The following is a 26,453-nucleotide window of genomic DNA, read 5'->3' on the forward strand; positions in this document are numbered from 1 at the left end:
CGCCGCCGCGTGGTCGACACCACCCCGACGGGGGCGGGGTTCTCGCGGCTGCACCGCGGGACACCCCTCGACGAGGGGTTCGCGTGGCGCGACGTCCTGCCGCCCGTCGTCCCCTGGCACCGGCGCACGCGGGGCGGCCTGGAACTGCCGGCCGTCGGCCTCCGGCTCCAGGGCCCGCCGGCCTGCGGGTCGCCGGGGGCCGGGTTCGGCGCGGCGGAACTGGCGGAGGTCCTCCGCGGGCCGTTCACCCTGCTGGACGTGTCGGACCTGCGGCCCGAGGAGGTCGACGAGGTGGTGGCGCCGGCGATCGGGCTCCTCGGACCCGACGCGGACGCGGTCACGGTGGCCGCGACGGTCCGGGGTGCCCCGGACGTCGAGGCGCCCGGGTGGACGCGGGAACTGGTGGCGCTCGCGTCGCTGCTCGGACGCAGGACCGTCGACGTCGTCCTCGTCGACCTCGGGGACGTACCGGCGAGCCCGCACGCCGTGGACGCCCTGCGGCGCTGGAAGCAGCAGACCTCCGCAGCGGGGGTCTCGGTGATCGCGGGTGCGGCCCGGACGACCGGTGCGTGGCGGCAGCACCTGCCCTTCGACACGGTGGTCCTCGGGGCGGAGACGACGCTCACGGGTGAACCGGGGGACGACCCGCCGCTCCCGGCGGGCACCGACGTGCTGCGGCGCCTGGAGCGCGGACCGCTCGACGCCGGCTCCTCGGACCCCTCCGTCCGACGGCGGGAATCCGTCTGCCGGGAGTTCGGCACCGACCTGCCCACCGCGGTGCTGCACCACCACCTGCACGAGTTCCGGACCACGTCGTGCCTCGTCGACGTGCGGGACGAGGACGACGTGCGTGCTGTCCTGCGGGCAGCGGGGTCCTGGCTCTCCCAGTCGCTCTTCGACCGCCTCGCAGACGCCGACCACCCCTCGTGACCCCTGCGGCGTCCCCGCTCACCGCCGGGGCGGGACGTGCACCAGGGGACCACGGGGGCCGGGGACTGCGGTGCTCAACGCGCCACGATCTCCCCCCGGTCCTGCCGCGCGGGCAGCAGCAGGGGCAACGCGAGGACGAGGGTGCTGGACAGGGACACGACCTGGGCGACCGCGTCGACGGTCGACAGGTGCCCGAGGTGCCGCAGGTGGTAGGCCAGGTGCGGCACCGAGTACACGATCCACGCCACCGCGACGACCCGGGCGGGTGCGGGGCCGGGGTGACGCGCGGCGACGGCGCTCGCCGCGGCCAGGCCCAGGTTGAACGTCCCGACGTCGCGGACCAGGTGCTCGTTGAAGGGTCCGTCCATCGAGATCCAGGAGCCGAACGGTCCCGGGAAGGAGCGGTAGAACGACAGGGGGAAGAACGCCGACCAGATCCCGACGTAGGCCCCCAGCAGGGTCAGGAGCCCCAGGAGCGTGCGACGCACCGCCGGTCCCGCCCCTCAGGCCCGGGCGGAGGCCGGCCAGGAGCGCCCACCCGTCAGGTGGGGTCCGTGCGGGACCAGGGCGTCGAGGGCGTCGGCGAGGACGGCCCCCTCGACGGTGCGGACCTCGCGGGAGTCCCCGCGGGCCCGCAGGAGCTCGCGCAGCAGGTCGTCGAGGGCGAACCGCTGCGGGCCGGCGATCTGCACGGTGGTGCGGGACGGTGCGCCGGTGACCGTGCGGGCCAGCAGGTCCACCACGTCCTGCAGCGCGACCGGTTCGACCAGCGTCCGGGGGGCATGCACCACGCCGCCGGACGTCAGCTGGTCGGCCAGGGCCGGCAGGTGCTCGTGGAACTGCGTGGCGCGCACGATCGAGAACGGCACCCGCCCCCGGCGCACGGCGGCCTCCTGGGCGACCTTGCCGAGCGTGTAGCCGTGCCCCGTCGCCCGGTCGGCGCCGACGACGGACAGCAGCACGTGGTGGCCGACCCCGGCGCGCCGTTCCGCGTCGAGCAGGCGCTCGGTGGTCTCCCGGAAGAACCCGACCGCCCCGTCGCCCAGGTCGCCGGTGTTCAGCACGTCGACGACGGCGTCGGCCCCCGCGAGGGCCTCCCCCAGTCCCGCCCCGGTCAGGACGTCGACTCCGCGGGCCCGGGAGGTCACCACGACCTCGTGCCCCTGCTCGTCCAGGGCCGCGGCCAGCGGTGCGCCGACCTGTCCCGTCCCTCCGGCGATGACGATCCTCACGGTGGCCCTCCCGGGCGTCGGTCCGTCCCGCGGTCCGCGGGCTCGTGGACCTGACGACGGACCGGACCCGGGTGTGAGGCGGCCGGTTCAGCCCTTGAACGCGCCGTCCATGATCCCGGAGACCATCTGCTTGCCGAAGAAGGCGAACAGCACCAGGAGCGGGACGGTGACGAGGAAGGACCCCGCCATCGCGAGCCCCAGGTCGATGGACATGTTGGACTGCAGGGCCTTGATGGCGATCTGAGCCGTGTAGTGCTCGGGGGACTTCAGGACGATGAAGGGCCAGAGGAAGTCGTTCCACGAGTTCACGAAGCCCAGCAGGCCGAGCACCGCGGCCGCCGGGCGCACCACCGGGAACGCGATGCGGGTGAAGATCTGCCACGAGTTGCAGCCGTCCATGCGGGCGGCCTGCAGGAGCTCGTCGTTGATCGTGGCGCTGATGTGCTGGCGCATCCAGAAGATGCCGAACGCGCTCACCAGCCCCGGGACGATGAGGGCCTGGAGGGTGTCGACCCAGCCGAGCTTGGAGATGATGAGGTACTGCGGGATGACGCCGAGCTGGGCCGGGACCGTCATCGTCAGCACCAGCAGCAGGAACAGCACGTCGCGGCCCTTGAAGGTCAGCTTCGCGAACGCGAAACCGGCCAGCGAGCACAGGAACGCCTGCCCGACCCCGATGCAGGCCGCCACGACCAGGCTGTTCGCCAGCGAGCGCAGGAACGGGATCGTGTCGAAGACCAGCTTCAGGAGGTTGAGGAAGTTGCCTCCCGGGATGACCCGGGGCGGCATCTGCGAGGCCGCCTGAGACCCGACCGAGGACACCACGAACATCCAGTAGATCGGGAAGACGCAGGCCAGCGTGGCCAGTCCCAGGACCACGTAGGTCACCGGGCGGACCCGCTGGACCTGGCGGGCGCGGGCGACCTTCGAGGACGGCCGGCGGGTGACGGTGGGCGCGGTCCGGGGGGACTCGGTCTGGCTCATCGGACGGCCTTCCCCTCTCGGTTGCCCAACCGGCTGGACAGCAGGTAGTTGACGAAGGCGATCACGACGATGATGACGAACAGGGCGACCCCGATCGCGGAGCCGTACCCGAACTTGAACGACCCGAAGCCCTGCTCGAACAGGAACAGCGAGAGCGTCTGGCACTGGCGCGCCGAACCGCAGGTGAGCAGGCCGCCGGACAGCAGCAGGGGCTCGGTGAAGATCTGCAGACCACCGATGGTCGACGTGATCACCGTGAAGACGATGACGGGTCGCAGGGCGGGCAGCGTGATGTGCCGGAACTGCTTGACGGGGCCGGCCCCGTCCACGGCGGCCGCCTCGTAGAGGTCGCGGGGCACGGCCTGCAGGGACGCCAGGTAGAGCAGGGTGTTGTAGCCGAACCAGCGCCAGATGACCATGACCGAGATGAGCACGTGGCTGCTGAGCGCGGTCGACATGAAGTCGATGTGCTGGAAGCCGAGCAGGCCGATGAACCAGTTCAGCAGGCCGTAGTCGCGGTCGAAGAGCTGGGCGAACACGATCGTCGTGGCCGCCACCGAGGTGATGTAGGGCAGCAGCATCGACATGCGGAAGAGGTTCGCGAACCGCAGCCGGGCCGAGTTGAGGACCTGGGCCAGCACGAGCGCCAGGAGGAGCTGCGGCACGGTGGACATCAGCCAGATGCTGAAGGTGTTGCGGAAGGCGTTCCAGAACCTCGGGTCGTCGGCCAGCTTCCGGAAGTTGTCCAGGCCGACGAAGGTGTGCGCCCCGATGGGGTTCCAGTCGAAGAGCGAGACGTAGAAGGTGAACAGCAGCGGCATGAGGCCGAAGACCGCGAAGAGCAGGTAGAACGGGGCGACGTAGCCGTAGGGCGCGATCCGCTCCCAGCGGCTCTCCACGGGCCGGGTCGAGGTGGTGGGGGCCGCGGCCCCCACCTGCCCCGGCGTCAGGGTGGCGCTCATCAGGCGCCGATCGCCGTCTTGGCGTTCTTGACGGCGGTGTCCCAGGCCGCGTCGGCGGGGGCGCCGTCCTGCTCGACGCCGGTGAGGGCGTCCAGGAACGCGGTGCTGATCTCACCGGTGTTGGGACCGACCTTGAAGGCCTTCAGGCCGAGCACCGACTGGGTGAAGATCTGCCCCGTCGGGGCGTTGCCGAAGAACGGGTCGGTGTACCCCGTCAGCTCGGGCTTCTCGTAGTTCGACGGGGTGGTCGGCAGCGAACCGCTGGTGAGGAAGTGCTGGAGCTGCTGCTCGGGGGACTGCATCGTCTTGACGTAGTTCCACGCCGCCTTCGGGTTCGCCGCGCGGGCGGGGATGACGAGGTAGCTGCCGCCCCAGTTCCCGCTGCCGCCGGGGATGACGGCGACGTCCCACTTGCCCTTGCTGTCCGGGGCGGCGCTGCGGATGGAACCGAGCATCCAGGACGGTGCGGACATGGCCGCGAAGTCGCCCTTGCCCAGGGCCGCCGTCCAGCCGTCGGTGAACGTGCCCAGGCGGGCGGTCACCTTGGCGGCGATGGCCTTCAGCGCCAGGTCGAAGGACTCGCGGACCGCCGGGTTCGTGTCGTAGACGGGCTGGCCCTCGTCGTCGTAGTACTGCTCCGCGCCCTGGGAGACGGCCTGCAGGAACACCGTGGTGTTCGCGTTGTCCATGAAGGGCTTGCCGGTGGCGGTGGTGTACTTCTGGCCGGTGGCGATGAAGTCGTCCCAGGTCGGCCACAGCTTGCCCACCTCGGTCCGGTCGGTGGGCAGCCCTGCGGCGGCGAAGAAGTCCGTCCGGTAGGCGACGCCCATGCCGCCGACGTCGGTGGGGATGCCGATGAGGACGTCGTCGCTCGTCTTGGCCTGGGAGATGACCCAGTCGAGGTAGTCGCCCTCGAGGTCGTCCGCCCCCAGGGTCCCGAGGTCGACGAAGTTGCCGGCGTTCTCGATGAACTTGGGCAGTTCGGTGGCCTGGATGAGGCAGAGGTCGGGGACCTTCCCGCCGGCCAGGGCCGTGGTGAGGGCCTGAGCGGTCTCGGTGCTGCTGCCGACCTCGGTGAGCTTGACGTTCACCTCGGGGGCGAGCTTCTTGTACGCGGCGACGTCGTCCTTCTGCCCGATCCCGGTGAAGGACCAGAAGTCGAAGGTGTTCGGGTCGCCGGACCCCCCGGAACCTCCCGAGGAGCAGGCCGTCGAGGCGAGGGCCGTGCCGCCGACGGCGGCCGACAGGGCCAGGGCACGGCGACGGGTCATGGACAGCTGGGGCAGCGCGTTCACGGGGGTCCTCTTCCTTGGGGAGTCGTGGTGGGAGTCGTGGTGGGTGTCGCAGCGACGGCCGCCGCTGCGTAGGGGACGGGGATCAGTCCCGGGTGGCGAAGCTGACCGTGGCGAAGCTGTGGGCGGGCAACGTGACCCGCAGGGTCCCGTCGGTGAGGCTGACGTCGTCCAGCGGCCGGACCTGGACGGGCGTGGCCGAGGCGGTGTTGTGGGCGGCGATCTCCGGTGCGGTGAGGAGCCGGCCGACGGGGGTCCCGGCGGCGGCGCCGCGGACGTCGATCTCGACGTCGAGCGGTTCGTCGGCGTCGAGGTTGGTCAGCGAGAGGAGGACCTGACCGTCCTTGGTGCTGGCCGAGGCGGAGAACGTGGGGAGTTCGTCCTGCCCGACGGTACGGCTCGGGCCGTTCCCGCGCACCGTCAGCGGCAACGACGCCGCGTCGTGGTGCCCCTTGTTCATCGCGAACACGTGGTAGCTGGGGGTCAGGACGAGGGCGTCCCCGTCGGTGAGGAGCATGGCCTGCAGCACGTTCACCGTCTGGGCGATGTTCGCCATGACCAGGCGGTCGGCGTGGCGGTGGAACGCGTCGAAGTGCACGCTGGCCACGAGCGCGTCGCGCATCGTGTTCTGCTGGAACAAGAACCCGGGGTTCGTCCCGGGTTCGACGTCGAACCAGGTGCCCCACTCGTCGAGCACGAGGCCGACCCGCTTGTCGGGGTCGTAGGCGTCCATGACGTTCGCGTGCCCGGCGATGATGCGCTCGATCTCGGTGGCCTTGACCATGGTGCGGTAGTACTCGTCGGCGTCGAACTCGGTGGCCGAACCCTTGGCGTCCCAGTTCTCGCCGACGATCGTGTAGTGGTGGAACGAGATCGCCTGGTAGGTGTTCGCACCGTGGCCGCTGACGCGGCCGGCACCCAGGTAGCGCCCGAGGTTCTGCATGAGGACCTCGGTCCACCGGTAGTCCGCGTCGGCGGCGCCGGCGGCGATCCGGTAGAGGTGATTGTCGCCGTGGTCGAGGCTGTAGGTCCCGTACTGGCGCGCGAGCTCGGCGTAGGCGCCCGAGCTCATCCCGCCGCCGCAGCCCCACGGTTCGTTCCCCAGGCCCCAGAACGGGACCTTCCAGGGTTCGTCGCGCCCGTTCTCGCGCCGCAACCGGGCCATGGGTGAGTCGTCGGAGCGGGTGAGGTACTCGATCCACTCGGCGGCCTCGCGGACGGTGCCGCTGCCGACGTTGGCCGAGACGTAGGGGTCGGTGCCGAGGAGTTCGCACAACGCCATGAACTCGTGGGTCCCGAACGCGTTGTCCTCGACGACGTCACCCCAGTGCGAGTTCACCATCGCGGGACGCTGGTCGCGCGGGCCCACCCCGTCGCGCCAGTGGTAGGTGTCGGCGAAGCAGCCGCCCGGCCAGCGCAGGTTGGGGATGTCGAGCGCCCGCAGCGCCTCCACGACGTCGAGGCGGATGCCGCCCTCGTGCGGCACGTCGGAGTCCTCCCCGACCCAGAACCCGCCGTAGATGCAGCGGCCGAGGTGCTCGGCGAAGTGCCCGTACAGGTGCCGGCTGATGCGCGGGCCGGGCAGGTCCGCGTCCAGGACGGCCTGGACGCGCCGGGACGTGCCCGGTCCCGGGTCGGTGGTGGTCTGGGTGTCGTTCAGTCGCTCGTCGTCGATGAGCACAGCGGACCTCGCAGAGTGGTCGGCGGCGATCGCGGCACCTGTTGCGCCGCAACCGTCCTCGAGTCGTCGCACCAGCCCGGCGAGCCCCTCCGTCGGTACTCGCCGCAGTGCGTGTATCGATATAGTGGTGACACCGGCGCACTCTGTCAAGGGACTGTGCGGTCGTGGGCCCGACGACACCGGACCGTTGTAGTTTCTGGCAGGGGCGGATCGCCGCCCCGTCAGTCGAGGAGGTGGGCCGTGGTCACCATGCGCGACGTCGCGGCGGAGGCCGGCGTGTCGGCGATGACCGTGTCCAACGCGCTGACCGGGCGCCGGCCGGTGAGCGAGCCGACCCGCAAGCTGGTCCTGGAGACCGTCGAGCGCCTGGGCTACCAGGTGAACGTGACCGCCCGCAGCCTGCGCCAGGGCCGCACGGGGGTGGTCGGCATCGCGGTCCCCACCCTGGACAGCCACTACTACAGCCGGCTCAGCCACCTGCTCATCCAGGCCTTCGCCGAGTCGGGCACCGCGAGCGTCGTGGAGGAGACGCACGCCAGCCGGGAGGGGGAGATCGCCGCGTTCCGCGACTCCCGGCTCAACGCCTACGACGGCCTGGTGATCGCCGCCCTCGGACTGACCGAGCGCGAGATCGACGCCCTCAGCCGGGACGTGCCGGTGGTCGTGCTCGGCGAGCAGGAGCTGCACCACACCGTCGACCACGTCAGCATGCCCAACGTCGCCGGGGCCGAGGCCGCCACCCGGCTGCTGCTGGACCGGGGCTGCCGGGACCTGGCCCTTGTCGGGTTCCCCTCCCTGGACGACCGCGACGAGCTCACCCAGCCCGAGGGAGCCGCCTTCGCCCTGCGCGCGCGGGGTTTCAGCCGGGCGCTGCAGGGCACGGGCGTCTCGGCGCGGGCCGTGCACGCCGGGGTGACCCAGGCCGCGGGTGCGCAGTGCGTGCAGGACCTGCTCGCCACGGGCGGGGTCCCCGACGGCGTCTTCTGCGTCACCGACACCCTCGCCTTCGGCGTGGTGCGCGAACTGGCGAACCACGGGGTCCGGGTGCCCGACGACGTGCTGGTCGTGGGGTTCGACGACGTCGAGGACGCGCAGTTCCACATCCCGTCGCTGACCTCGGTCGCCCCCGACCTCGACGAGCTCATCGCACGGACCGTGCACCTGCTGCGGCAGCGCATCGCCGACCCCGGCACCCGCCCGCACGAGGTGACGGTCTCGTACCGGCTCGTCGAGCGGGAGTCGACCCGGCGGCCCGGCCGCTGACCCCGCCAGGCCGCGCGGACCGGTCAGGCCCGGCGGGCGAGCGCCTCGTCCGCCAACCGAGCCGCCGAGGCCCGGTCCAGCCCCCGGTCCACCACGACGGTCGTCAGGCCAAGGTCCACGGGGACATGGGCGGGCAGGACGAGGGGTGCGTCCCAGGCGATCGCCGGGCCCCCGGCGACGTAGTCGGAGCAGCGCGCGAACCAGGGGTGCGGGTCACCGGTGGTGGTCTGCACCAGCAGCACGCTCGACAGCGACTGCCCGTGCCGGCGCACGAACGCCAGCCACGGCGTCCGCGAGCCCATGACCCGCGGTTCCCCCTCGCCCGCGTCGGTGAACACGGTGGTCTCGTCCGCCGGGGCCAGCCGCCAGAAGATCCCGCCGTACCCGGCGCCGGGCCGGCCGCGGGCGACCGGACTGGTCAAGGTGGTGTCCCGTTCCGGGACCAGGGTGCTGTGCCAGTGCAGGAACCAGGTCTCGTCCTCGGGGACGACCTGCGCGCCCAGGCGGCGGTCCTCCACGAACTGCACGTCGCCGCCGCGGCCCGTCCAGCGCACCCGGGCGGCCAGGGTGAGGCCGTCGGGGTCCACGCTCAACCCGTCGACCTCCTGCCGGCCGTGGTCCATGAGCAGCATGGGGCCCTGACCGTCGACGTAGGTGCGCCCGCCCCAGTGGTTCGTCCCGTCCACGTCGGGCAGGGCGAGCGAGAGGCCGTTCTGGTGCCGGTGCAGGACCGAGCCCGACGCGGTGACGGGGAACCCGGCGAGGGTGTGCACGGGGTGCAGGAAGGGCCTGGGGCTGTGCACCTTCGGCGTGGCCGAGCCGTCGTTGAGCCGGGCCAGGACCGTGCCCGCGGCGTGCAGCCGGGCGCCGGTCCCCTCCACCACCCAGTGGGCCGGTTCGTGCTCGAGCGCCGCCCGGGGCGCGCGGCTCGCCGGCGGACGCGCGGGACGCCGGGCCGGCGGGACCGGTCCGGTGCTGGACCGGACCAGCAGCCGCGGTTCGAGGACGTCGAGGCCGAAGTCGCCGTCGGTGCGACCGCCGACGAGGTCGAGCAGCCGCGTCATCGCCCGGCGGCCGAGGTCGGCCTGGTCCACGCTGGCGGTGGTCAGGGCCGGGGTCGCGAACGAGCCCAGCTCGATCCCGTCGAAACCGGCGACCGACAGGTCGTCGGGCACCGCGACCCCGGTCTCGTTGAGCCGGGCCAGCACCCCGAAGGCCACGAGGTCGTTGAACGCCACGACGGCCGTCGCGCGCGTCTCCAGGACGTCGTCGGCGACGGCGTACCCGTCGGCCAGCCGGCTGCCCGCGGCCAGCGTCGTGACCCGCACGTCGTCCCAGCGGCGCACGGCGTCCTGCAGGGTCCGTTCCCGCTCGGGGCTCGCGGCCGCCGTCGCCGGCCCGGCGAGGTGGGCCAGGTGCCGGTGCCCGAGCCCGAGCAGGTGCTCGACGAGCAGGTGCAGCCCGAGGCCGTGGTCGACCGAGACCGAGGGGGCCGAGGCGCCCGGCACGGTGCGGTTGACGAGGACGACGGGGGCGACCTCCACGAGGAGCCGGCGCAGTTCCTGGTCCGGCACCGCCGGGGAGACGAGGACGACGGCGTCGCAGCGGGAGCGGGCCTCGCGCACGATCTCGACCTCGCGCTCGGCGCGCCCGGCGGTCTCGGCGACCAGCACCCGGTGCTCGGCGGCCTCGGCCACGTCCACGGCTCCCCGCATGACCTGCTGGAAGACGGGGTTGGCGATGTCGGGGACGACGAGGGCCACCGTCCCGGTGCGCCCCAGCGACAGGTTGCGGGCGGAGTTGCTGGGCCGGTAGCGCAGCTCGGCCGCGACCGCGCGGACCCGGTCGGCGATGTCCGGGGCGACGGTGGCCCGCCCGTTCATGACCCGGGACACGGTCGCCGAGGAGACGCCCGCGGCGGCCGCGACCTGGCTGATGGTCGCGCCGGCGGCCGCGGACCGCCTCGTCACCCGTGGCACGGTCGGATGCTAACCGCCGCGGACGGCGCCCGGTGGTCCCCGCGGGTGCGGTCGGTGCCCGTCACCGCTGGAGTTCCGCGGGCCGGGCCAGACCCCGGACCTCGACGGTGGGCCAGTGCGGGTCGACGGTCAGGACCTCGATCCCGGCCTCGTCCAGGACGACGGTGTCCTCGACCTTCACGGCCGGGGCGGTCGGGTTCCACGCGAAGGCCCCGCCGGCGACGACGCGGTCGGGGACGTGCGGGGTGGCGCGCGGGTCCCGTCCGGCGTACCCGGTGGGCCCGCCCTGGTGGTGGCGGGTCCACTCGTCGGCGGCCAGGCCGTGCCGGGGGTAGGCGGCGGCGACGTCGGCGAGCACGTCGGCGAGCGCGCGCCCGGGGGTGCAGGCGGCGAACGCGTCGGCCTCGACCTGCAGGACCGCGCCGGTGGCCCCGGCGGTCCGCGCGTCGGGCGCGTCGAAGGCGACCCAGCGGGTGAGGTCGGCGATCAGCCCGTGGCGGCGCCCGCAGACGACGACCACCGCCCGGCGCCCGAGCGGCCCCGGGCCGGGCACGGGGTGGCGCAGGCCGAGCCGGTCCTGACCGGCGACGAGCAGGACGAGGACGTCGATCCCCTCGGCCAGCAGCAGCCCCCCGACGCGCGCGGCCAGGGAGTTCTCGGACTCCCCCGGTTCGGCGGTGAGCAGGGCGCGCGTGAGGACGCCCGCGCAGGTGCGGCCCAGGGCGCGGTACCGCGCCCGTTCGGCGGGCAGCAGCCGGGCCCGGGCGGCGCGCAGTTCCGCGGCCAGGGACTCCTCGGGCACGAGGCCGTCCGGGGCGGCGAGCGCGGGAGGCGTCGTCCAGGGCACGGGGTGGACCCGCACGTCGGGCGGCAGTTCCCCGGCCTCGAGGCGTTCGACCTCGTTGAGCGCGCAGTGCACGACGTCGTCGCGACCGTCGGCCTCGACGGCGAGGACCGGTGCGGCCCCGGCCCCCACGTCGACGCGGGTCCCGTCGAGGTACCACGCCAGGGTGGGACCCGTCGTGAGCAGGACCGCGTCGTGGCCGGTGCGGTCGAGGAGTTCGCGCAGCCGTCGCCGCTTCTCCGGGCGGTCGGCGCCCACGGCGCTACTCACCGGGCGACCCCGAACTCGAACCCCAGCCCGGCGCGGGTGCCGCCCCGGAACTCCCCGTCCGCGCACCGCCCGCCGGTGGGCGCCGCCAGGATGCCGAGTTCGGCGAAACCGGCGTCCTCGACGTCCTCGACCCAGGTCCGCTCGGGCAGGGTGAGGGCGAGCTGCCCGGACAGTTCGGGCAGCAGGTGCGGGGCGAGTTCCAGCCCGGCCGAGCGCACGAGGTCGGCGATGCGCAGGAAGGGGGTGATCCCACCCACGCGGACGACGTTGGGCTGCAGCACGTCGGCGGCACCCGCGGCGACGAGGTCGCGGAACCGGTACCACGTGTGGACGTTCTCCCCGACGGCGATGCGGGCCGCGGTCCGCCGGCGCAGTTCCACCAGGCCGAGCGTGTCGTCGGCGCGCAGGGGTTCCTCGACCCACGTGAGGTCGAACTCGGCCAGGGCGCCGAGGGCGGTGGTGGCCCGGTCCAGGTCCCAGCGCTGGTTCGCGTCCACCATGAGGGCCCGGTCGGGTCCGAGCAGCTCCCGCACCGCGGCGACCCGCCGCAGGTCCTCGCGCAGGTCCGGACGGCCCACCTTGATCTTCACGCCGGTGTGGCCGGCGCCGATCCAGCGACGGACCTGGTCGAGCAGTTCGGCGTCGGGGTAGTGCAGGTTCACGCCGCTGCCGTAGGTGGGCTGGCTGTCGCGGCGACGGCCGACGAGGTCGGTGACCGAGGTGCCGGCCGCGCGGGCGCGCAGGTCCCACAGCGCCAGGTCGAGACCGGCCAGGGCGATCGTCGTGACCCCTCCCCCACCGGCTTCGTGCAGGTGTTCCCACGCCTGCGTCCACCACGTCGTCGCGGCGGGCCGGCCGATCGCGAACTCCCGCACGTCCTCGCGCAGCAGGGCCAGGACGGCTCCGGCGCCGATGGTCGGCGTCCAGCTGAAACCCGTCCCCGTGGAACCGTCGGAGGCGTGGACGCGGGTGGTCAGCACGTGGACGCGGGTGACGTCGGGGCCCCACGGCCGGCTCAGCGGGACGGTCAGGTGCTCGACGTCGAGGTCGGTGACGACCGGGGTGCCGGGGCCGGCGAGGCCGTCGGTGGGAGCGGCGTCGCGCGGGACGGGGACCGCGTTCACCCGGCGACCTGCGCCGTCTGCGCGACCGCGGTCAGGTCGGGCGCCCCCCGCAGTTCCGTCCGCCACGTCCGCCGGGGCCGCCAGCCGAGCAGCCGTTCGGCCTTGGCGCAGGAGAAGGCGGCCTGGTGGCGCTCGAGGTTCTGCGCGGGGGCGGCCGCGGCGGGCAGCGTCGCCGTGATCGCCTGCGCGGTGGGTTCCACGGCGAGGGCGTCGGCCGCCCCGACGAAGAAGCACTCCCCGGAGACGCGGGCGTCGGCCACCTCGACCCAGCGGAGCACGAACTCCCCCGCGTCGCGGGCGTCGACGTAGTTGAACAACGAGACCGCGGCCAGGCCGGGGTCGCGCAGGCGGTCGGCCACCGTGTGCCCCTGCTGGGTCGGGGCCCCGTCCCACTCCTCGGGGGCGACGACGAAGCACGGGCGGAAGCTGCCGAGGACCGTTCCCGGGGTGGTCCGCGCGTGCACGCCCACGACCCCTTCGACGACCTGCTTGGACAACGCGTACGCGTTCCACGGGGCCGTCGGGTGGTCCTCGTCCACGGGCAGGTACTGCGGGACCCAGCCCTGCGGCGCGCCGTACCCCAGGACGGTCGGGCTGCCCGCGGCCAGCACCTTCGTGGCGCCGGCGCGCACCGCGGCGGACACGACGACCTGGGCCAGACGGGTGTTGGTGGTCAGGATCTGCAGCTCGGGCGCGCTGAAGGGGACGGCGATGGCGGCCAGGTGCACGACGGCGTCCGGGCGCTGCTCGGCGAACGCCGCCTCGACCGCCGCCTCGTCGAGCAGGTCCAGCCGCAGGTTCGGCACGGCGGGGTCGGGGTGGTCGAGCCGGTCGACGCTGACGACGTGGTGGCCGGCGTCGCCGAGCACGCTGACGACGCTGCGGCCGAGCCGGCCCGCACCGCCGGTGACGAGGATCTTCACGGACGTCCTCCTGGGGAACTGCTCGGGGCGCCCGGCGCGGCGGGCCGCAGCCGGGTGAGCCAGTCGAAGGCCTCGGCCTGCATCGGCGGGTCGAAGCGGTGCGGGGCCTCGTGCACGCTCGCGCGCAACGCCTCGGGGGCGTCGGCGTAGCAGGCGTTGAGGAGCCGGCGGGCGGGGGCGATCCCCTCGGCGGGGAACAGGGCGTCCCGGGCGGCGAACTGGACCAGCAGCGGCGTCGGCGCGATCGAGCCGACCACCTGCGGCCAGTCCGCGACGGTGCCCAGCCCGGGGGTCATCAGCGCCCAGGTGTGCGCGTGCAGGTGGTGCGGCAGCGTCTGCGCCAGCGCGGAGACCATCGCGCTGACCACGACGCCCCGGACGGCACCGGCGAGGTCGGCCTCGTCGCGGGCCAAGGCCGCGGTGATCGCCGCGCGCGCCCCGCCGCCGGACAGCCCGAGCAGGGCGACCCCGCCGGGTTCGACGCCGGGGTCGGCGGCGAGCACCGACAGGGCCAGCAGGTCCTCGCGGGCCAGCACCCCCGCCCACGAGGTGCCCAGGACGCCCAGGGCCTTGGCCACGGCGTCCTCGGCGGCCCCGGCGCGCACGTCGTACTCCTCGGCCTCGTCGAACTCCTCGCCGCGGGCGGTGCGGGCGGCGAGTTCGAACTCGGCGGCCGCGGTGCTGCGCGGCGGCAGGACGTCGAGGGGCGCGCGCCGGCTGCCCCAGCCGAAGCCGTCGTGGACCAGGACGTGGTGGCCGCGGCGCGCGAGGTCCTCGGCGGGGGCGCGGCCGCCGTAGAGGGTTTCGCGGACCCCGGTGAGCAGCGGGTGCGCGGGGCGGCCCTCGGGTCCGTCGGCGAGCTTGTCGAGCCCGAAGCTCTTGACACCGCCGTGGCAGTGCAGGAACAGGGCCCCCGGCAGCGGCCCCGCCTGCCCGGCCGGGCGCAGCACCCGGCCGGCGACCCTGGACCCGAAACCCGCGTCCCAGCTCAGCTCGGCACCGTCGAGCCCGTCCCGGCTCCACTCGTCGTGCACGACGACGTCGGCCTCGGAGACGCTGGGCCGCAGGGGGACACCGATGGCGGCGCGCAGGCGGCGACGGACCGTCGCCGCGTCCGGCGCGTCGGCGCCGAACAAGGGCCAGGACCGCGCCACGAGGTCCACCAGGCCCTCCGGGACGCCGAGGCGGCCCGGTCCCGCACCGGCGTTCACGCGGCACCGGCCACGTCGGTGGTGAACTCCTGCACCAGCCGGGCGAACTCCTCGGGGCGTTCGAGCATGACGAAGTGCCCGCCGCCCTCGACGCGCTCGCACCGCACCCCGGCCGCCCGCAACGCGTCCCACCGGTCGTAGGTGCGGAACCCGGCGACCAGCAGCGTGGGCACGGTGGTGCGGGCGAGGACGTCGTTCAGGGTCCCGCCGAGGGCGTCGCAGATCGCGACCGCGCTGCGCACGACCGCCAGCGGGTCGGCCGTGCGGACCTCCGCGCGGCGTTCGGGGGTCTCCCGCGACAGCAGGCGGTCCCAGCCCCCGTGGGGCAGGTCCGCCTCGGAGTGCGCGGCGAGGTCGCCCGGTTCGACGGCCACCGGGTCGAGACCGGGTTCGACGAGGACGAGCGAGCGCACGAGGTGCGGGTGCCGGTCGGCCAGGACGACGGCGACGGACCCGCCGAGGCTGTGCGCGAGCACGTCCACCGGCGCGCCGACGGTGCTCAGCGCCGCCGCCACGGCGTCGGCGTGCTCGACGAGGGTGTACCCGAAGCTCGCGGGCCGGTCCGACAGGCCGTGGCCGACGAGGTCCACGAACAGGGCCGGCCGGCCCGTCCGGGCCGCGGTGTCCGCCCAGCTGGCGAGGTTCCCGCAGCCCAGGCCGTGCAGGTAGGCGACGGGGGCACCGGTCCCCCACGTGCGCACCCAGCGCACGCACCCGTCCGCCCCCGGCAGCCGAGCTGCCCCCGTCGTCATCGTGGCGTCACCGTCGACACTCCCGCTCCCTCCGGCGTCCTCGCCGGGATCCGTCACCTCGTGGTGCTGAGCAACCGCTTACCCGCACCCTAGACCGGGGGTGCCGGACACCACAACACCTCACCTCTCCTCACTGAGAAGCGCTGCGGTGCAGTACTTGGACGACAGCGGGCGGGTCTGAGAGCGCTGCAGACCACTTCACCCGGTGAACCTCTGGACCTCAGAGAGGAAAGCGATTACCCTCACAGCCACCGACGGCCGAGGACGGCCGACCGAGCGCACGGCACCGCACGCCACCGCACGGGGCGTCGACGACGACCCCCTCACCGAGCACGCCGCACGAACCCCCGCCGCACCACCACCCGAGGAGACAGCGTGTCCACTCACCCCCTCAGCCGCCGGACGGTCCTGGCCGCCGGCACGGCGACCGCCTCGGCCCTCGCCCTCACCGGCTGCAGCCGCTTCGGCGCCTCCTCCAGCGGTGGCTCCGGCGAGGGCGGCACGCAGCTGACCGTCATGGCCTGGGCCAGCGCCGAGCAGGCCGCCATGTACGAGAAGGCGTTCGCCGCCTACCACGAGGCCAACCCCGACGTCACGGTGAAGCTCGAGTGGATGGACGTCAGCAGCTACCAGGACAAGCTCAACACGCGCTTCGCGGCCGGGAACCCGCCGGACGTCATGTTCCTCGTCGGGCGCTGGCTCGGGGAGTACGCCTCGCGCGGCGCCCTCGCCGACCTGTCGACGTTCCCCGACGACCTGCACCTCGACGCCCTCGACGACGGGATCCTGGCCTCCGGCCGGCTCGACGGCAAGCTGCACGGCGTCCCCACCGGGACGACGACGGCGGCCCTGGTCTACAACACGAAGATCCTCCAGCAGGCCGGGGTCACCCTGCCGAACACCGACACCTGGAGCTGGCAGGACTTCCACGACGTCAACGTCGCCATCACCAAGGGCACCGACGGCAAGAGCTTCGGCACGGGCTACAACATCCCCTGGCCGCCCACCGTCGCCCAGTGGGCCGGTCAGCGCGGGGAGACGCTCTTCACCGAGGAGGGCGCCCTGGGCCTGTCCGCCCAGACCCTCGCCGCTTACTTCCAGATGACCGTCGACCTGCGCAACGCCGGCGGCTACGCCCCCGCGGGCAGCCTCGACGACCAGGCGACCACGGTCGAGAACTCACCCCTGGGCAAGGGGTTCGTCGCCTCGCAGAGCATCCCCGCCAACGTCTTCGCCGACTACAACACCGCCCTGGACGGGAACCTCACGCTCGTGCGCTTCCCCGGGGAGTCCCCCACCCACGGGTACCAGATCACCCCGACCCTGCTCTGGTCGCAGGCCGCGCAGTCGAAGAACCCCGAGGCGGCCGCCGCCCTCATCGACTACCTGACCAACGACGCAAAGTCCTTCGAGGCGCGCTCGGCCCTGCTCGGCGTCCCCGTCAACCCGGACGTCGCGAGCCAGGTCGCCACGACGCTGCCCGCGGACGGCAAGACGTTCGTCGACTTCCTGCTCGCGCTCGGCGACGAGGAGCTCCCGGCCTACTACCTCGAACCGGCCGGGGCGGGCGAGATCGCCGACAACCTGGTGAGCATCGCCACCGAGGTCGAGTTCGGCCGCATGACGCCCCAGCAGGCCGGCGAGAAGTTCGTCACCGACGCCCAGGCCAGCCTGTCCCGCGCCGCGTCCTGACCGGACGGGACCACCCAGGACGACCCAGGACCACCCACCACCCAGCACGAGGAGGAACGATGAGCGCCAGTGCCCCCGGGTCGGTGCTGACCGCCGCACCGGGCGGGGCCCCACCGCCCCGCCGGCGACGGCGCAGCTCGGCCGCCGCCGCGGAGGAACGCGCCGCGTACGTCTTCCTCCTGCCCTGGTTCCTCGGGCTGCTGTTCACGGTGGTCCCGTTCGGCGTCTCGCTCTACCTGGCCTTCACCGACTACAACCTGCTGCAGTCCCCCCAGCTGGTCGGCCTGGAGAACTTCACCCGCGTCTTCGACGACCCCAAGGTCTCGAAGTCCGCGAGCGTCACCTTCGGCTACACGTTCCTGGCCGTGCCCATCTCGATGGTGACCGCGCTGGCCGTGGCCGTCCTGCTCAACAAGGGCGTGCGGGGGCTGAAGTTCTACCGGTCGGTGTTCTACCTGCCGTCGCTGATCGGGGCCAGCGTCGCCATCGTCATGCTGTGGCGCTCGATCTTCGGCTACGGGGGGATCGTCAACTCCTTCCTCGGCTTCCTCGGGATCGACGGACCAGGCTGGGTCACCGACCCGGACTGGGCGCTCGTCACGCTCGTGACGCTCAGCGTCTGGGGCTTCGGTGCCTCGATGGTCATCTTCCTGGCCGGGCTGCGCCAGATCCCGGTCATGTACTACGAGGCGGCCTCGGTCGACGGGGCGGGGTGGTGGCGGCAGTTCCGCTCCATCACGCTGCCCCTGCTGAGCCCGGTCATCTTCTTCAACCTCGTGCTCGGGCTCATCGGCTCCCTGCAGACCTTCACGCAGGGCTTCGTGTTCTCCGGTGGCACCGGCGGTCCCGCCGAGTCCACGCTGTTCTACAACCTCTACCTGTACCAGCAGGGGTTCCAGCGCTTCGACATGGGGTACGCCTCGGCCCTGGCCTGGGTGATGTTCATCGTCATCGCGTTCTTCACGGCCCTCAACTTCCTCGTCTCCAAGTACTGGGTGTTCTACGATGACTGACACGACGACCCTGATCGAGAAGAAGCCCGGCATCGCGCGCGGGCTGCGGGCGGCCACCTCGCGCTTCCGCGGCGTCGAGGCCTACCAGGAGGAACTCACCGGGACCGCACGCACCCGGTTCCTGCGCCACGTCGTCCTCGTGGGCGTGGGGCTGGTCATGCTCTACCCGCTGCTGTGGATGGTCTCGGCGTCCTTCAAGCCCAGCGCGAAGGTGTTCTCCGACTCCAGCCTGATCCCCTCCCAGCTGGAGCTGGGCAACTACAGCGCCGGCTGGTCGGCCCTGGAGCACCCCTTCGAGCTCTACCTCGTGAACTCGCTCATCCTGGCCGTGCTCAACATCGTCGGGAACCTCGTGTCCTGCTCGATGGCCGCGTACGCCTTCTCCAGGTTGCGGTTCCGCGGCCGCAAGGCCTTCTTCGCCGCCATGCTGGGCACGATGCTGCTGCCCGCGCACGTGGTGCTCATCCCGCAGTACGTCATCTTCTCCAAGCTCGGGTGGGTCAACACCTACCTGCCGCTGACGGTCCCGGCGTTCCTGGCGACCAACGCGTTCTTCGTCTTCCTCCTCGTGCAGTTCATGCGGGCCCTGCCCATGGAGCTGCAGGACGCGGCGAAGATCGACGGCTGCGGGCCCTACCGCACCTACCTGCAGGTCATCATGCCGCTGACGATCCCCGCCATGGCGACGGTGGCGATCTTCACCTTCATCGCGAGCTGGAACGACTTCTTCGGCCCGCTGCTCTACCTCACCGACTCCGAGCTGTTCACCGTCCCCCTGGCGCTGCGGCAGTTCATGTCGGCCGAGGGTGCCAGCGACTGGGGCCCGATGTTCGCGATGTCGGTGGTGTCCCTGCTGCCGGTCGTCGCGTTCTTCTTCATCGGCCAGCGCTACCTGCTCAACGGCATCGCCACGACGGGCATGAAGTGACCGACACCCACCCCACCGGGAGGATCCCCTTGCAGCCTAGCCCGTCCCGTCGCCGCTACGCCGTCGTCGGTACCGGTGGCCGCTCCCAGATGTACCTGGAGGCCCTGGCCACCACCCACGCCGACGTCGGCGTCGTCTCCGCCCTCGTCGACGGCAACGAGGTGCGGATGGCGTACTACGAGGAGTTCCTCGCCGCCGCGGGGCAGGACGAACCACCGCGCCGCTACCGGCCCGAGCAGTTCGACGACCTCCTGCGCCACGACCGCCCCGACGCCGTCATCGTCACCAGCCCGGACCACACCCACGCCCGCTACGTCGTCGCCGCCCTCGACGCCGGGGTCGACGTCGTCTGCGAGAAGCCGCTGACGATCGACGCGGAGTCGCTGCGCGCCATCGTCGAGGCCGCCCGCACCTCGACGGCGGATCTCGTCGTCACGTTCAACTACCGGTACTCCCCCCGCAACAGCGCGCTGCGGCGGGTCATCACCGACGGGCGCATCGGCGAGGTGACGTCGGTGCACTTCGAGTGGTGCCTGGACACCGTGCACGGGGCGGACTACTTCCGGCGCTGGCACCGTGAGAAGGCGAACTCCGGCGGCCTCCTGGTGCACAAGTCCACCCACCACTTCGACCTCGTGAACTGGTGGATCGACGACGCCCCCGAGACGGTGTTCGCCCTCGGCGGTCTGCGGTTCTACGGCGCGGCCAACGCCGCGCGCCGGGGCCTGGGCCCCCGCCCGGAACTGGGCCGCGCCGCCGTGGGCCAGGGCGACCCGTTCGTCCTGGACCTGGCGGCCGACGACAAGCTGCGCCGGCTGTTCCTGGAGGGCGAGGCGCTCGACGGGTACCACCGCGACCGCGACGTCTTCACCGACGGGATCACCATCGAGGACAACCTGACCCTGGCGGTCGGCTACTCGCGCGGCGCGTCGATGGCCTACACGCTCAACGCCCACTCCCCGTGGGAGGGCTACCGGGTCGCGGTGAACGGCACCCGGGGCCGCGTCGAGCTCGAGGTCGTCGAACGCTCGCACGTGGACGCGGTGGGGCTGACCTCCGGCGGCGACCCCGGCAAGTCGGCGCCCGTCGTCGACCCCAGCGCCACCCCGGACGACTCCGAGGCCGCGGCGCAGTCGCTGCGGCCGTGGGGTTCCCGGCTCCTGCTGCAGGAGCACTGGCAACCGCCGCAGGTCGTCCCGATCCCCGAGGGCGCCGGGTCGCACGGCGGCGGCGACGCGGTCCTGCTCGACGACGTCCTGCGCGGCGCCTCCGACGACCCGCTGCACCGGCGGGCCGGGTACCTCGACGGCGTGCGCAGCGTGCTCGTGGGCGTCGCCGGCAACGCCTCGCTGGCCTCCGGACGCGCGGTCGGGCTGGCCGAGTTCGGACTGCCGCTGCGCGCCGAGGAGGTGCCGGCGTGAGCCTGACCACCCCGGCCGCCGGGTACGACCTCGTCGTCGTGCTCGGGCAGTCGAACGCCAGCGGGACGAACACGGACGGCGACCCCGACGGCGTGGACGCGCGCGACGCCCGCGTCGGGGTCTTCGCCGCGTCCGGACCGGACGCCGGCCGGATCGTGCCCGCCCGCGAGCCGTTCTGGCCGCTGCTGGGCCACCCGCCGGGCGGCGTCGGGCCGGGCGGCCCCTTCGCCTCGCTCCTGCTGCCCACCCTGCCCGCCGACCGCGGGGTGCTCGTGGTGCCCGCGGCCGTCGGCGGCACCGGGTTCCGCACCCACGGGACGTACCCGGGGGTCTGGAAGGTCGGTCTGGAGGTCGAGGGGACGCCGAACCTCTTCGCCCTCGCCACCGAGCACGTCCGCGCGGCCCTGGCCGCCGCCGGTCCCGGCTCCCGGGTGCGGGTCGTCCTGTGGCACCAGGGCGAGACGGACGGCGGCCAGGGCCGCGGCGAGGCCGAGTACGCCGCCGACCTCGACGAGCTCGTCACCGCGTTCCGGGCGCAGGTGCCCACCGCCCGGGACGTCCCGTTCCTGCTGGGCGGGATGGCGCCCGAACGGCTGGCCGCGTTCCCGGACCACGCCGGGGTCGCTGCGGCGCACGCGGCCACCCCGCGGCGGCTGGCGGGCACCGCGTTCGCCCCGACCCGCGCCGGTCACGTCAACGACGTGACCACCCACCTGACGGCGGAAGGTCAGCGGCTGCTCGCCGCCGACCTGTTCGCCGCCTTCACCGCCCTCGAGGGTTCGGCCCCCTCCTCAGCTCAGCAGGCCCAGGTCCCGCAGCCCTGAGGTGACCAGCTCCGCGACCGCGACGGCCCCCGCCCTGGACAGGTGGGTGTCGTCGCGTTCGCCGTCCGGGAACCCCGCGTGGACACCGGGGGCCAGCCACAGGAACGAGTCCTTGCTGCCCTCCTCGCCCTGCTCCTGCCACAGCCGCCGGCTGGCGACCGTCAGGTCGAACCACGCGATCCCGTCGGCGACGGCGAGCCGGCGCACGGCCTCGGGGTACCCGCCGTGGGTGGACCGGGCACGACCTCGGTCGTCGAACGACCGGCGCTCGACGGGCGTCAGGAGGACCGGGTGCGCGCCGCGGGACCGGGCCCCGACGACCATGCGGCGCAGGTTCGCCGGGTACGTGCGGTGCACGTCGGCGAACCGCTCGTCGGGTTTCGCGTCGTTGTGGCCGAAGGCCACGAGCAGCAGGTCCCCGGGTTCGAGACGGTCCAGCGCGGCGTCGAACGCCCCCGTGGCCAGGAAGCTGCCCGAACTCGCGCCGGACACCGCGAGGTCCAGGACCTCGGCCCCGCTCACCTCGGCGAGCACCTGGCCCCAGCCCGTGCGCGGGAACCGGTCGCCCGGGTAGGCCGAGGCGGTGGAGTCGGAGACCACGACGATGCGCCCGGTGGGTTTCGCGGGTCCGTCCCAGCCGGCGAGGAACTGCGCGGGCTCGACCGGGGAACCTTCGGGGACCGCGGGCCAGTCCGGGTTCACGGGACCCGTCCCCCCGCGCACCCCGAACCGGGCGTCGCGCCAGTCGAAACCCCCCATCTCGGTGAACCCCTCGGCGGCGACGTGCGGACCGAACGCGCAGTCGACGAAGAACGCCTGGCCGACGGCGTCGGGTTTGCCGCCCGGGTGCCAGGGGCGGCCCAGGTGCACGCTGCCGGCGGGCAGGCCCGGACCGGTCAGGCGCACCCCGGAGAACAGCAGACCGCGCGGGTTCTCCCGGGCCGTGGAGGGGGCGGCGACCCAGCCGGGACCGTTGCTGCGGACCTCCCCGCCCTCGATGACCGCAGTGGCACGGCCGTACACGAAGTCCACGTCACCCTCGACGTAGCAGTCGGTCAGGTGGACGTGGCGGACGTCGGACCAGCCCGGGGCGTCGAGCAGGAGGGTGTCCTGCCGGCCGATCAGCCGGCACCGTTCGAGGCGGATCCTGTCTCCCAGCGTGCGGATCGCGATCGCCTGCGAGTCAGGCAGATCCGGGTCCACGCGCTTGTCGTAGGTGTTCTCGACGGTGAGGTCGAGCAGGCGCACGTCGTCGGCCGCGACGGTGAGGGTGGCGCAGTCCTGGACGTACGGCAGTCCCGTGCGGTCGCGGTCTCCCTGCCGCAGTCCGAAGGAGATGACGACGTCCTCGGCCCGGCCGGTCGAGGACCTGATCGTCAGCGGGAGTCCGCGGGGTTCGACGCGCAGGTGCTCGACGTACCGGCCGGGACGGACCACGATCTCGGTGACGTCCGGGTCGGCCAGGGCGAGCCCGATCGACGGGACGAGTTCGGCGTCGTCGCCGACGACCACGGTGGAGTTCACGGGACCACTGTAGTTTCCGGAGCCCCGTGAGTAAACGCTTTCCAGTAGGGTGTGGCCATGCCCGCCAAGCCCCCGTCAACGGCAGGACCCCACGCGGTGGAACCCCCCGCGGAGCAAACCCCGACGTACCGCAACCCGGTGCTCGCCGCCGACTGGCCCGACCCGGACGCGATCCGGGTGGGCGAGGACTACTACCTGGTGACGTCGAGCTTCAACCGGTCCCCCGGCCTGCCCGTCCTGCACTCGCGGGACCTGGTGAAATGGGACCTGCTGACCCACGCCCTGCCGCGGGTCGGGCCGGGTTTCGGGTTGCCCCGGCACGGCGGCGGGGTCTGGGCCCCGGCGATCCGCCACCACGCGGGGACCTTCCACGTCGTGTTCCCCGATCCCGACCGCGGCCTCTTCGTCGTCAGCGCGACCGACCCCGCCGGCCCCTGGTCCGAACCGCGCGAACTCCTCGCCGGCCTCGGGCTCATCGACCCCTGCCCGTTCTGGGACGACGACGGGTCGACCTGGCTGGTCCACGGGTGGGCCCGCAGCCGCAGCGGCACGAAGAACCGGTTGTCGCTCGTCCCGGTGGACGCCGCCCTCACCCGCCCCCTGGGCCCGGGCCGGACGCTGATCGACGGTGACGAGGTCCCCGGGTGCACGACCCTGGAGGGCCCCAAGCTGCACCGCCGCGGTGACGACTACCTCGTGTTCGCCCCCGCCGGCGGGGTCGCGACGGGCTGGCAGTCGGTGTTCCGCGCCTCCTCGCTGACCGGCCCGTGGGAGCACCGCGTCGTCCTGCACCAGGGGGACGGCCCGGTCAACGGACCGCACCAGGGGGCCTGGGTCGACACGCCGTCGGGCACGGACTGGTTCCTGCACTTCCAGGACACCGGCGCCGTCGGGCGGGTCGTCCACCTGCAGCCGCTGCGCTGGGGCACGGACGGTTTCCCCGTCATCGGGCGGGCGGCCGAGGGCGAGACCCGCGGCGTCCCCGTGCTGACCCACCCGAGCCCGCACGGCACCGAGCAGGGTTCCCGGCTGCCCGGGGGCAGCGACGACTTCCGCACGGGGATCGGCCCGCAGTGGCGGTGGCAGGCCGACGTCCCCGCCGACCAGGCCCGGTCGGACGACGGGGAGCTCGTGCTGCGGGGCACCGCCTGCGACACGGGGAACCTGCGCACCCTCCCGCAGGTCCTGGGCCAGCCCGTCCCGCTGCTCGCGTGCCGGTTCACGACGTCGGTGTCCCTCGCAGGGCCCGCGGGGGCGCGGGCCGGGGTCGCCGTCCTGGGTCTGGCCTACTCGTGGGCGGGGCTGCGCCGCACCGCCCACGGCGACGACGAGGTCGTCTCGGCCCGCCGCGCGCCCGACGACCAGGACGAACGGGTCGAGGTCCACGGCCGCGTGCCCGCCGGGACCCGCCTGCACGTCGAGCTCGCCGTCGGGGCGGACGCCACCACGACCACCACCCTGAGCTGGCCGGGCCGGGAACCGTTCGCGGTGCTGGAGGGCGAACCGGTCAGCGTCGGACACTGGATCGGCGCCGAGACGGCCCTGTTCGCCGCGGCGCCCCTCGGCGCTGAACCCGGCACGGCCCGTTTCGGGGCCTTCGACCGCCACCTCGCACCGGAGGACTCGTGACGACGACCCCGGCGATCGACGTGCTGGAACTGCGCACCGGGGAGGACCTCGCCCCGGAGAGTTCCCCGCGGCCGTACCTGCACCCCGTCCGCACCCTGGCCGGGACGGTCGTCACGGCCAGCGGCCCGGCCGACCACCCCCACCACCACGGGGTCTCGATGGCGGTCGCGGACCTGTCCGGGACGAGCCACTGGGGCGGGCGGACCCACGTCCGGGGCCGGGGCTCCACCCCGCTGCCCAACCACGGCCGGCAGGTCGTCGTGGACCGCCGGGACCACGAGGCGGACCCGGCGGCCGGCCCGGACCTGACGGTCGAGTGGTCCGACGCCGCAGGGGTCCGCCAGGGCCGGGAGGAACGTCGCGTGCGGGTCCGGCCGCACCCCGCCGGCTGGGTGCTGTCGTGGTCCACGCTCCTGGTCCCCGACCACGACCTGTCGGTGGGTTCCCCGGCGACGAACGGCCGCCCGGGCGCGTTCTACGGCGGGTGGTTCTGGCGCACGCCGTTCCCGGCCGCACGGGTCTGCACCGCCGACGGGGCCGGGACCGACCGCGCGCACGGGTCCTCGTCCCCGTGGTTGCTGCTGAGCGCGCCGGGGGCCTCGCTCCTCGCCGTCCAGCGCGGCCCGGCGCGCCCCTGGTTCGTCCGCACCGAGGGGTACGTCGGTTTCGGCCCGGCGCTGGCCGTGACGGAACGCCTGCCCGTGACACCGGACCGGCCCCTGGTCCAGGAGATCGACGTCCTCGTCAGCGACGATGTCCTCGACGACCCGCGGGCGGCCTCGCTCGCGGCCGAACTCCTGGAGGTGCAGGCATGACGATCACCCCGGTCCCCCGCGTCGCGCTCGTGGGCGTGCACGGCTACGGCGCCAACCACCTCGACCGCCTCGTGACCCGGCACCGCCGGGGCGAGGTCGACCTGGTGGCGCTGGCCGATCCCGCGCCGCTGGCCGAACCCCTCGACGGCGTCCCGCAGTTCGACGCCCTCGACGACGTCCTCGCGGTCCAGGCACCCGACGTCGTCGTCGTGAGCACCCCGCTGCACACGCACGCCGACCTCGCCTCCCGGGCTCTGCGCGCCGGCGCGCACGTCCTCGTGGAGAAGCCCGCCACCGCCGACCTGCCCTCCTTCGAGGCGTTGCTGGCCCTGGCCGCCGAGCGGGAACGCTGGGTTCAGGTCGGTTTCCAGAGCCTGGGATCGGCTGCGCTGCAGCACGTCCGCCGCAGGGTGGCCGAGGGCCGGATCGGTGAGGTCACGGGGTACTCGGCCGCGGGGTGCTGGCTGCGGACCCGCGCCTACTACGACCGGGCCCCGTGGGCGGGGCGGCGCCGGCTCGCGGGCCGCGTCGTCGCGGACGGCGCGCTGACGAACCCGCTGGCCCACGCCGTGGCGACCGTCCTGGCGGTCGCCGGCGCCCAGCGCCTGGAGGACGTGACGGGCGTCGAGACGGACCTGTTCCACGTCAACGACATCGAGGCCGACGACACGTCGGTGGCCCGGGCCCGGCTGGTCTCCGGCCACGAGGTCGTCGTGGCCGTCACCCTGGCCGCCACCGACGTCGGGGAACCCTTCGTGACGGTCACCGGGACGGGCGGCACGATCCGGCTGCACTACGCCGCCGACGTGGTGGTCGAGGAGGTCCCGGGCCGGCCTCCCCTGGTCACGCGGCACCAGCGGACCGACCTCGTCGACGACCTCCTGCGGGCCGTGCGGACCGGCGAGCGCCCGCTGTCCCCGATCGAGGACGCCGGGGGGTTCGCCCGGGTGCAGGACGCCGTCGTGAACGCCCCGGCCCCGCGGCGGATCGACCCGCGGTTCCTGCGGCGGGTGGAGTTCGGCGACGGCGACGTCGGGTTGCAGCTGCCCGGGGTCGAGGAGGCCGTCCAGCGCGCGGTGACGGAGGGGAAGACGTTCACGGAACTCGGGCTGGAGTGGGCGGTCACGGCCCGGTGAGCCGGGGCCGGACGCGACGGAACC

General features: G+C 73.7%; 23 protein-coding genes. 10 read left to right on the forward strand and 13 right to left on the reverse strand.

All coding sequences use genetic code 11. From position 1 onward, the window contains the following. Positions 1-9 precede the first annotated feature (9 nt). A complete protein-coding gene (locus CLV37_RS24000; protein WP_106215262.1) occupies positions 10-930 on the forward strand; it encodes a hypothetical protein in 921 nt (306 codons plus the stop codon). Between the two features lie 74 nt (positions 931-1,004). On the opposite strand, the gene CLV37_RS24005 is transcribed toward CLV37_RS24000, so the two are convergent. From CLV37_RS24005 to CLV37_RS24030, 6 genes are all read right to left on the reverse strand, one after another. After that, positions 1,005-1,418: a hypothetical protein gene (locus CLV37_RS24005; RefSeq protein ID WP_106215263.1), complete on the reverse strand. Its 414-nt coding sequence runs from the start codon at positions 1,416-1,418 to the stop codon at positions 1,005-1,007. Positions 1,419-1,433: 15 nt separating this feature from the next. Further along, positions 1,434-2,162 carry an SDR family oxidoreductase gene (locus CLV37_RS24010; RefSeq protein ID WP_106215264.1) on the reverse strand — a complete coding sequence of 243 codons (729 nt, stop codon included), beginning with the start codon at positions 2,160-2,162 and terminating at the stop codon, positions 1,434-1,436. Positions 2,163-2,249: 87 nt separating this feature from the next. Beyond that, complete coding sequence (locus tag CLV37_RS24015) at positions 2,250-3,146, reverse strand: carbohydrate ABC transporter permease (RefSeq protein WP_106215265.1); 897 nt, start codon at positions 3,144-3,146, stop codon at positions 2,250-2,252. Further along, complete coding sequence (locus CLV37_RS24020) at positions 3,143-4,108, reverse strand: carbohydrate ABC transporter permease (RefSeq protein WP_106215266.1); 966 nt, start codon at positions 4,106-4,108, stop codon at positions 3,143-3,145. The genes CLV37_RS24015 and CLV37_RS24020 overlap by 4 nt, the downstream gene beginning before the upstream one ends. Further along, positions 4,108-5,403, reverse strand: a complete 1,296-nt coding sequence (locus CLV37_RS24025) for an ABC transporter substrate-binding protein (RefSeq protein ID WP_245885779.1) — start codon at positions 5,401-5,403, stop codon at positions 4,108-4,110. Before CLV37_RS24025 ends, CLV37_RS24020 begins: the two co-directional genes overlap by 1 nt. A gap of 82 nt (positions 5,404-5,485) precedes the next feature. Beyond that, complete coding sequence (locus CLV37_RS24030) at positions 5,486-7,060, reverse strand: alpha-N-arabinofuranosidase (protein ID WP_342762307.1); 1,575 nt, start codon at positions 7,058-7,060, stop codon at positions 5,486-5,488. A 270-nt stretch (positions 7,061-7,330) separates the two neighbouring features. On the opposite strand from CLV37_RS24030, the gene CLV37_RS24035 reads away from it, so the two are divergent. After that, entirely contained in the window at positions 7,331-8,344 is a 1,014-nt protein-coding gene (locus CLV37_RS24035; protein WP_245885785.1) for a LacI family DNA-binding transcriptional regulator, read from the forward strand. Positions 8,345-8,367: 23 nt separating this feature from the next. Here CLV37_RS24035 and CLV37_RS24040 read toward each other — a convergent pair whose 3' ends face one another. The 6 genes from CLV37_RS24040 to CLV37_RS24065 form a co-directional block, all read right to left on the reverse strand. Beyond that, on the reverse strand, positions 8,368-10,314 hold the full coding sequence (locus CLV37_RS24040; protein ID WP_211298913.1) for a DUF6807 family protein: 1,947 nt from the start codon (positions 10,312-10,314) through the stop codon (positions 8,368-8,370). A 70-nt stretch (positions 10,315-10,384) separates the two neighbouring features. Then, a complete protein-coding gene (locus CLV37_RS24045) occupies positions 10,385-11,437 on the reverse strand; it encodes a M24 family metallopeptidase (protein ID WP_211298914.1) in 1,053 nt (350 codons plus the stop codon). Beyond that, positions 11,434-12,561 carry a mandelate racemase/muconate lactonizing enzyme family protein gene (locus CLV37_RS24050; protein ID WP_211298915.1) on the reverse strand — a complete coding sequence of 376 codons (1,128 nt, stop codon included), beginning with the start codon at positions 12,559-12,561 and terminating at the stop codon, positions 11,434-11,436. Before CLV37_RS24050 ends, CLV37_RS24045 begins: the two co-directional genes overlap by 4 nt. Next, positions 12,558-13,484 carry an NAD-dependent epimerase/dehydratase family protein gene (locus tag CLV37_RS24055; RefSeq protein WP_106215270.1) on the reverse strand — a complete coding sequence of 309 codons (927 nt, stop codon included), beginning with the start codon at positions 13,482-13,484 and terminating at the stop codon, positions 12,558-12,560. Before CLV37_RS24055 ends, CLV37_RS24050 begins: the two co-directional genes overlap by 4 nt. Next, positions 13,481-14,695 carry a DEAD/DEAH box helicase gene (locus tag CLV37_RS24060; protein ID WP_106215271.1) on the reverse strand — a complete coding sequence of 405 codons (1,215 nt, stop codon included), beginning with the start codon at positions 14,693-14,695 and terminating at the stop codon, positions 13,481-13,483. The genes CLV37_RS24055 and CLV37_RS24060 overlap by 4 nt, the downstream gene beginning before the upstream one ends. Then, the gene (locus CLV37_RS24065) at positions 14,692-15,447 is read right to left on the reverse strand and encodes an alpha/beta fold hydrolase (RefSeq protein WP_146149565.1); all 756 of its coding nucleotides are present in this window, start codon (positions 15,445-15,447) and stop codon (positions 14,692-14,694) included. The genes CLV37_RS24060 and CLV37_RS24065 overlap by 4 nt, the downstream gene beginning before the upstream one ends. A 375-nt stretch (positions 15,448-15,822) precedes the next feature. Between CLV37_RS24065 and CLV37_RS24070 the strand changes: the two genes are divergently transcribed. The 5 genes from CLV37_RS24070 to CLV37_RS24090 are packed head-to-tail and all read left to right on the forward strand — an operon-like array spanning position 15,823 to position 21,325. Then, entirely contained in the window at positions 15,823-17,139 is a 1,317-nt protein-coding gene (locus tag CLV37_RS24070) for an ABC transporter substrate-binding protein (protein WP_106215273.1), read from the forward strand. Positions 17,140-17,198: 59 nt separating this feature from the next. After that, positions 17,199-18,152: a carbohydrate ABC transporter permease gene (locus CLV37_RS24075; RefSeq protein WP_106215274.1), complete on the forward strand. Its 954-nt coding sequence runs from the start codon at positions 17,199-17,201 to the stop codon at positions 18,150-18,152. After that, complete coding sequence (locus CLV37_RS24080; RefSeq protein ID WP_106215275.1) at positions 18,145-19,080, forward strand: carbohydrate ABC transporter permease; 936 nt, start codon at positions 18,145-18,147, stop codon at positions 19,078-19,080. Before CLV37_RS24075 ends, CLV37_RS24080 begins: the two co-directional genes overlap by 8 nt. Positions 19,081-19,109: 29 nt before the next feature. Beyond that, entirely contained in the window at positions 19,110-20,501 is a 1,392-nt protein-coding gene (locus CLV37_RS24085; RefSeq protein WP_245885781.1) for a Gfo/Idh/MocA family protein, read from the forward strand. Beyond that, complete coding sequence (locus tag CLV37_RS24090) at positions 20,498-21,325, forward strand: sialate O-acetylesterase (RefSeq protein WP_106215277.1); 828 nt, start codon at positions 20,498-20,500, stop codon at positions 21,323-21,325. Before CLV37_RS24085 ends, CLV37_RS24090 begins: the two co-directional genes overlap by 4 nt. On the opposite strand, the gene CLV37_RS24095 is transcribed toward CLV37_RS24090, so the two are convergent. Continuing rightward, a complete protein-coding gene (locus CLV37_RS24095; RefSeq protein ID WP_106215278.1) occupies positions 21,293-22,849 on the reverse strand; it encodes a pectinesterase family protein in 1,557 nt (518 codons plus the stop codon). The two genes, CLV37_RS24090 and CLV37_RS24095, sit on opposite strands and share 33 nt — an antisense overlap. A 96-nt stretch (positions 22,850-22,945) precedes the next feature. Here CLV37_RS24095 and CLV37_RS24100 point away from each other — a divergent pair, with 96 nt between their 5' ends. Genes CLV37_RS24100 through CLV37_RS24110 form a run of 3 tightly spaced genes read left to right on the forward strand, consistent with a single transcriptional unit; the run spans position 22,946 to position 26,429 of the window. Continuing rightward, complete coding sequence (locus CLV37_RS24100; RefSeq protein WP_211298916.1) at positions 22,946-24,478, forward strand: glycoside hydrolase family 43 protein; 1,533 nt, start codon at positions 22,946-22,948, stop codon at positions 24,476-24,478. Beyond that, a complete protein-coding gene (locus tag CLV37_RS24105; protein WP_106215279.1) occupies positions 24,475-25,293 on the forward strand; it encodes a DUF6807 family protein in 819 nt (272 codons plus the stop codon). The genes CLV37_RS24100 and CLV37_RS24105 overlap by 4 nt, the downstream gene beginning before the upstream one ends. Next, on the forward strand, positions 25,290-26,429 hold the full coding sequence (locus tag CLV37_RS24110) for a Gfo/Idh/MocA family protein (protein ID WP_106215280.1): 1,140 nt from the start codon (positions 25,290-25,292) through the stop codon (positions 26,427-26,429). Before CLV37_RS24105 ends, CLV37_RS24110 begins: the two co-directional genes overlap by 4 nt. Positions 26,430-26,453: the final 24 nt, after the last annotated feature.

It is taken from the genome of Kineococcus rhizosphaerae (assembly GCF_003002055.1).
In the GTDB taxonomy this organism is placed as follows: Bacteria; Actinomycetota; Actinomycetes; order Actinomycetales; family Kineococcaceae; genus Kineococcus; species Kineococcus rhizosphaerae.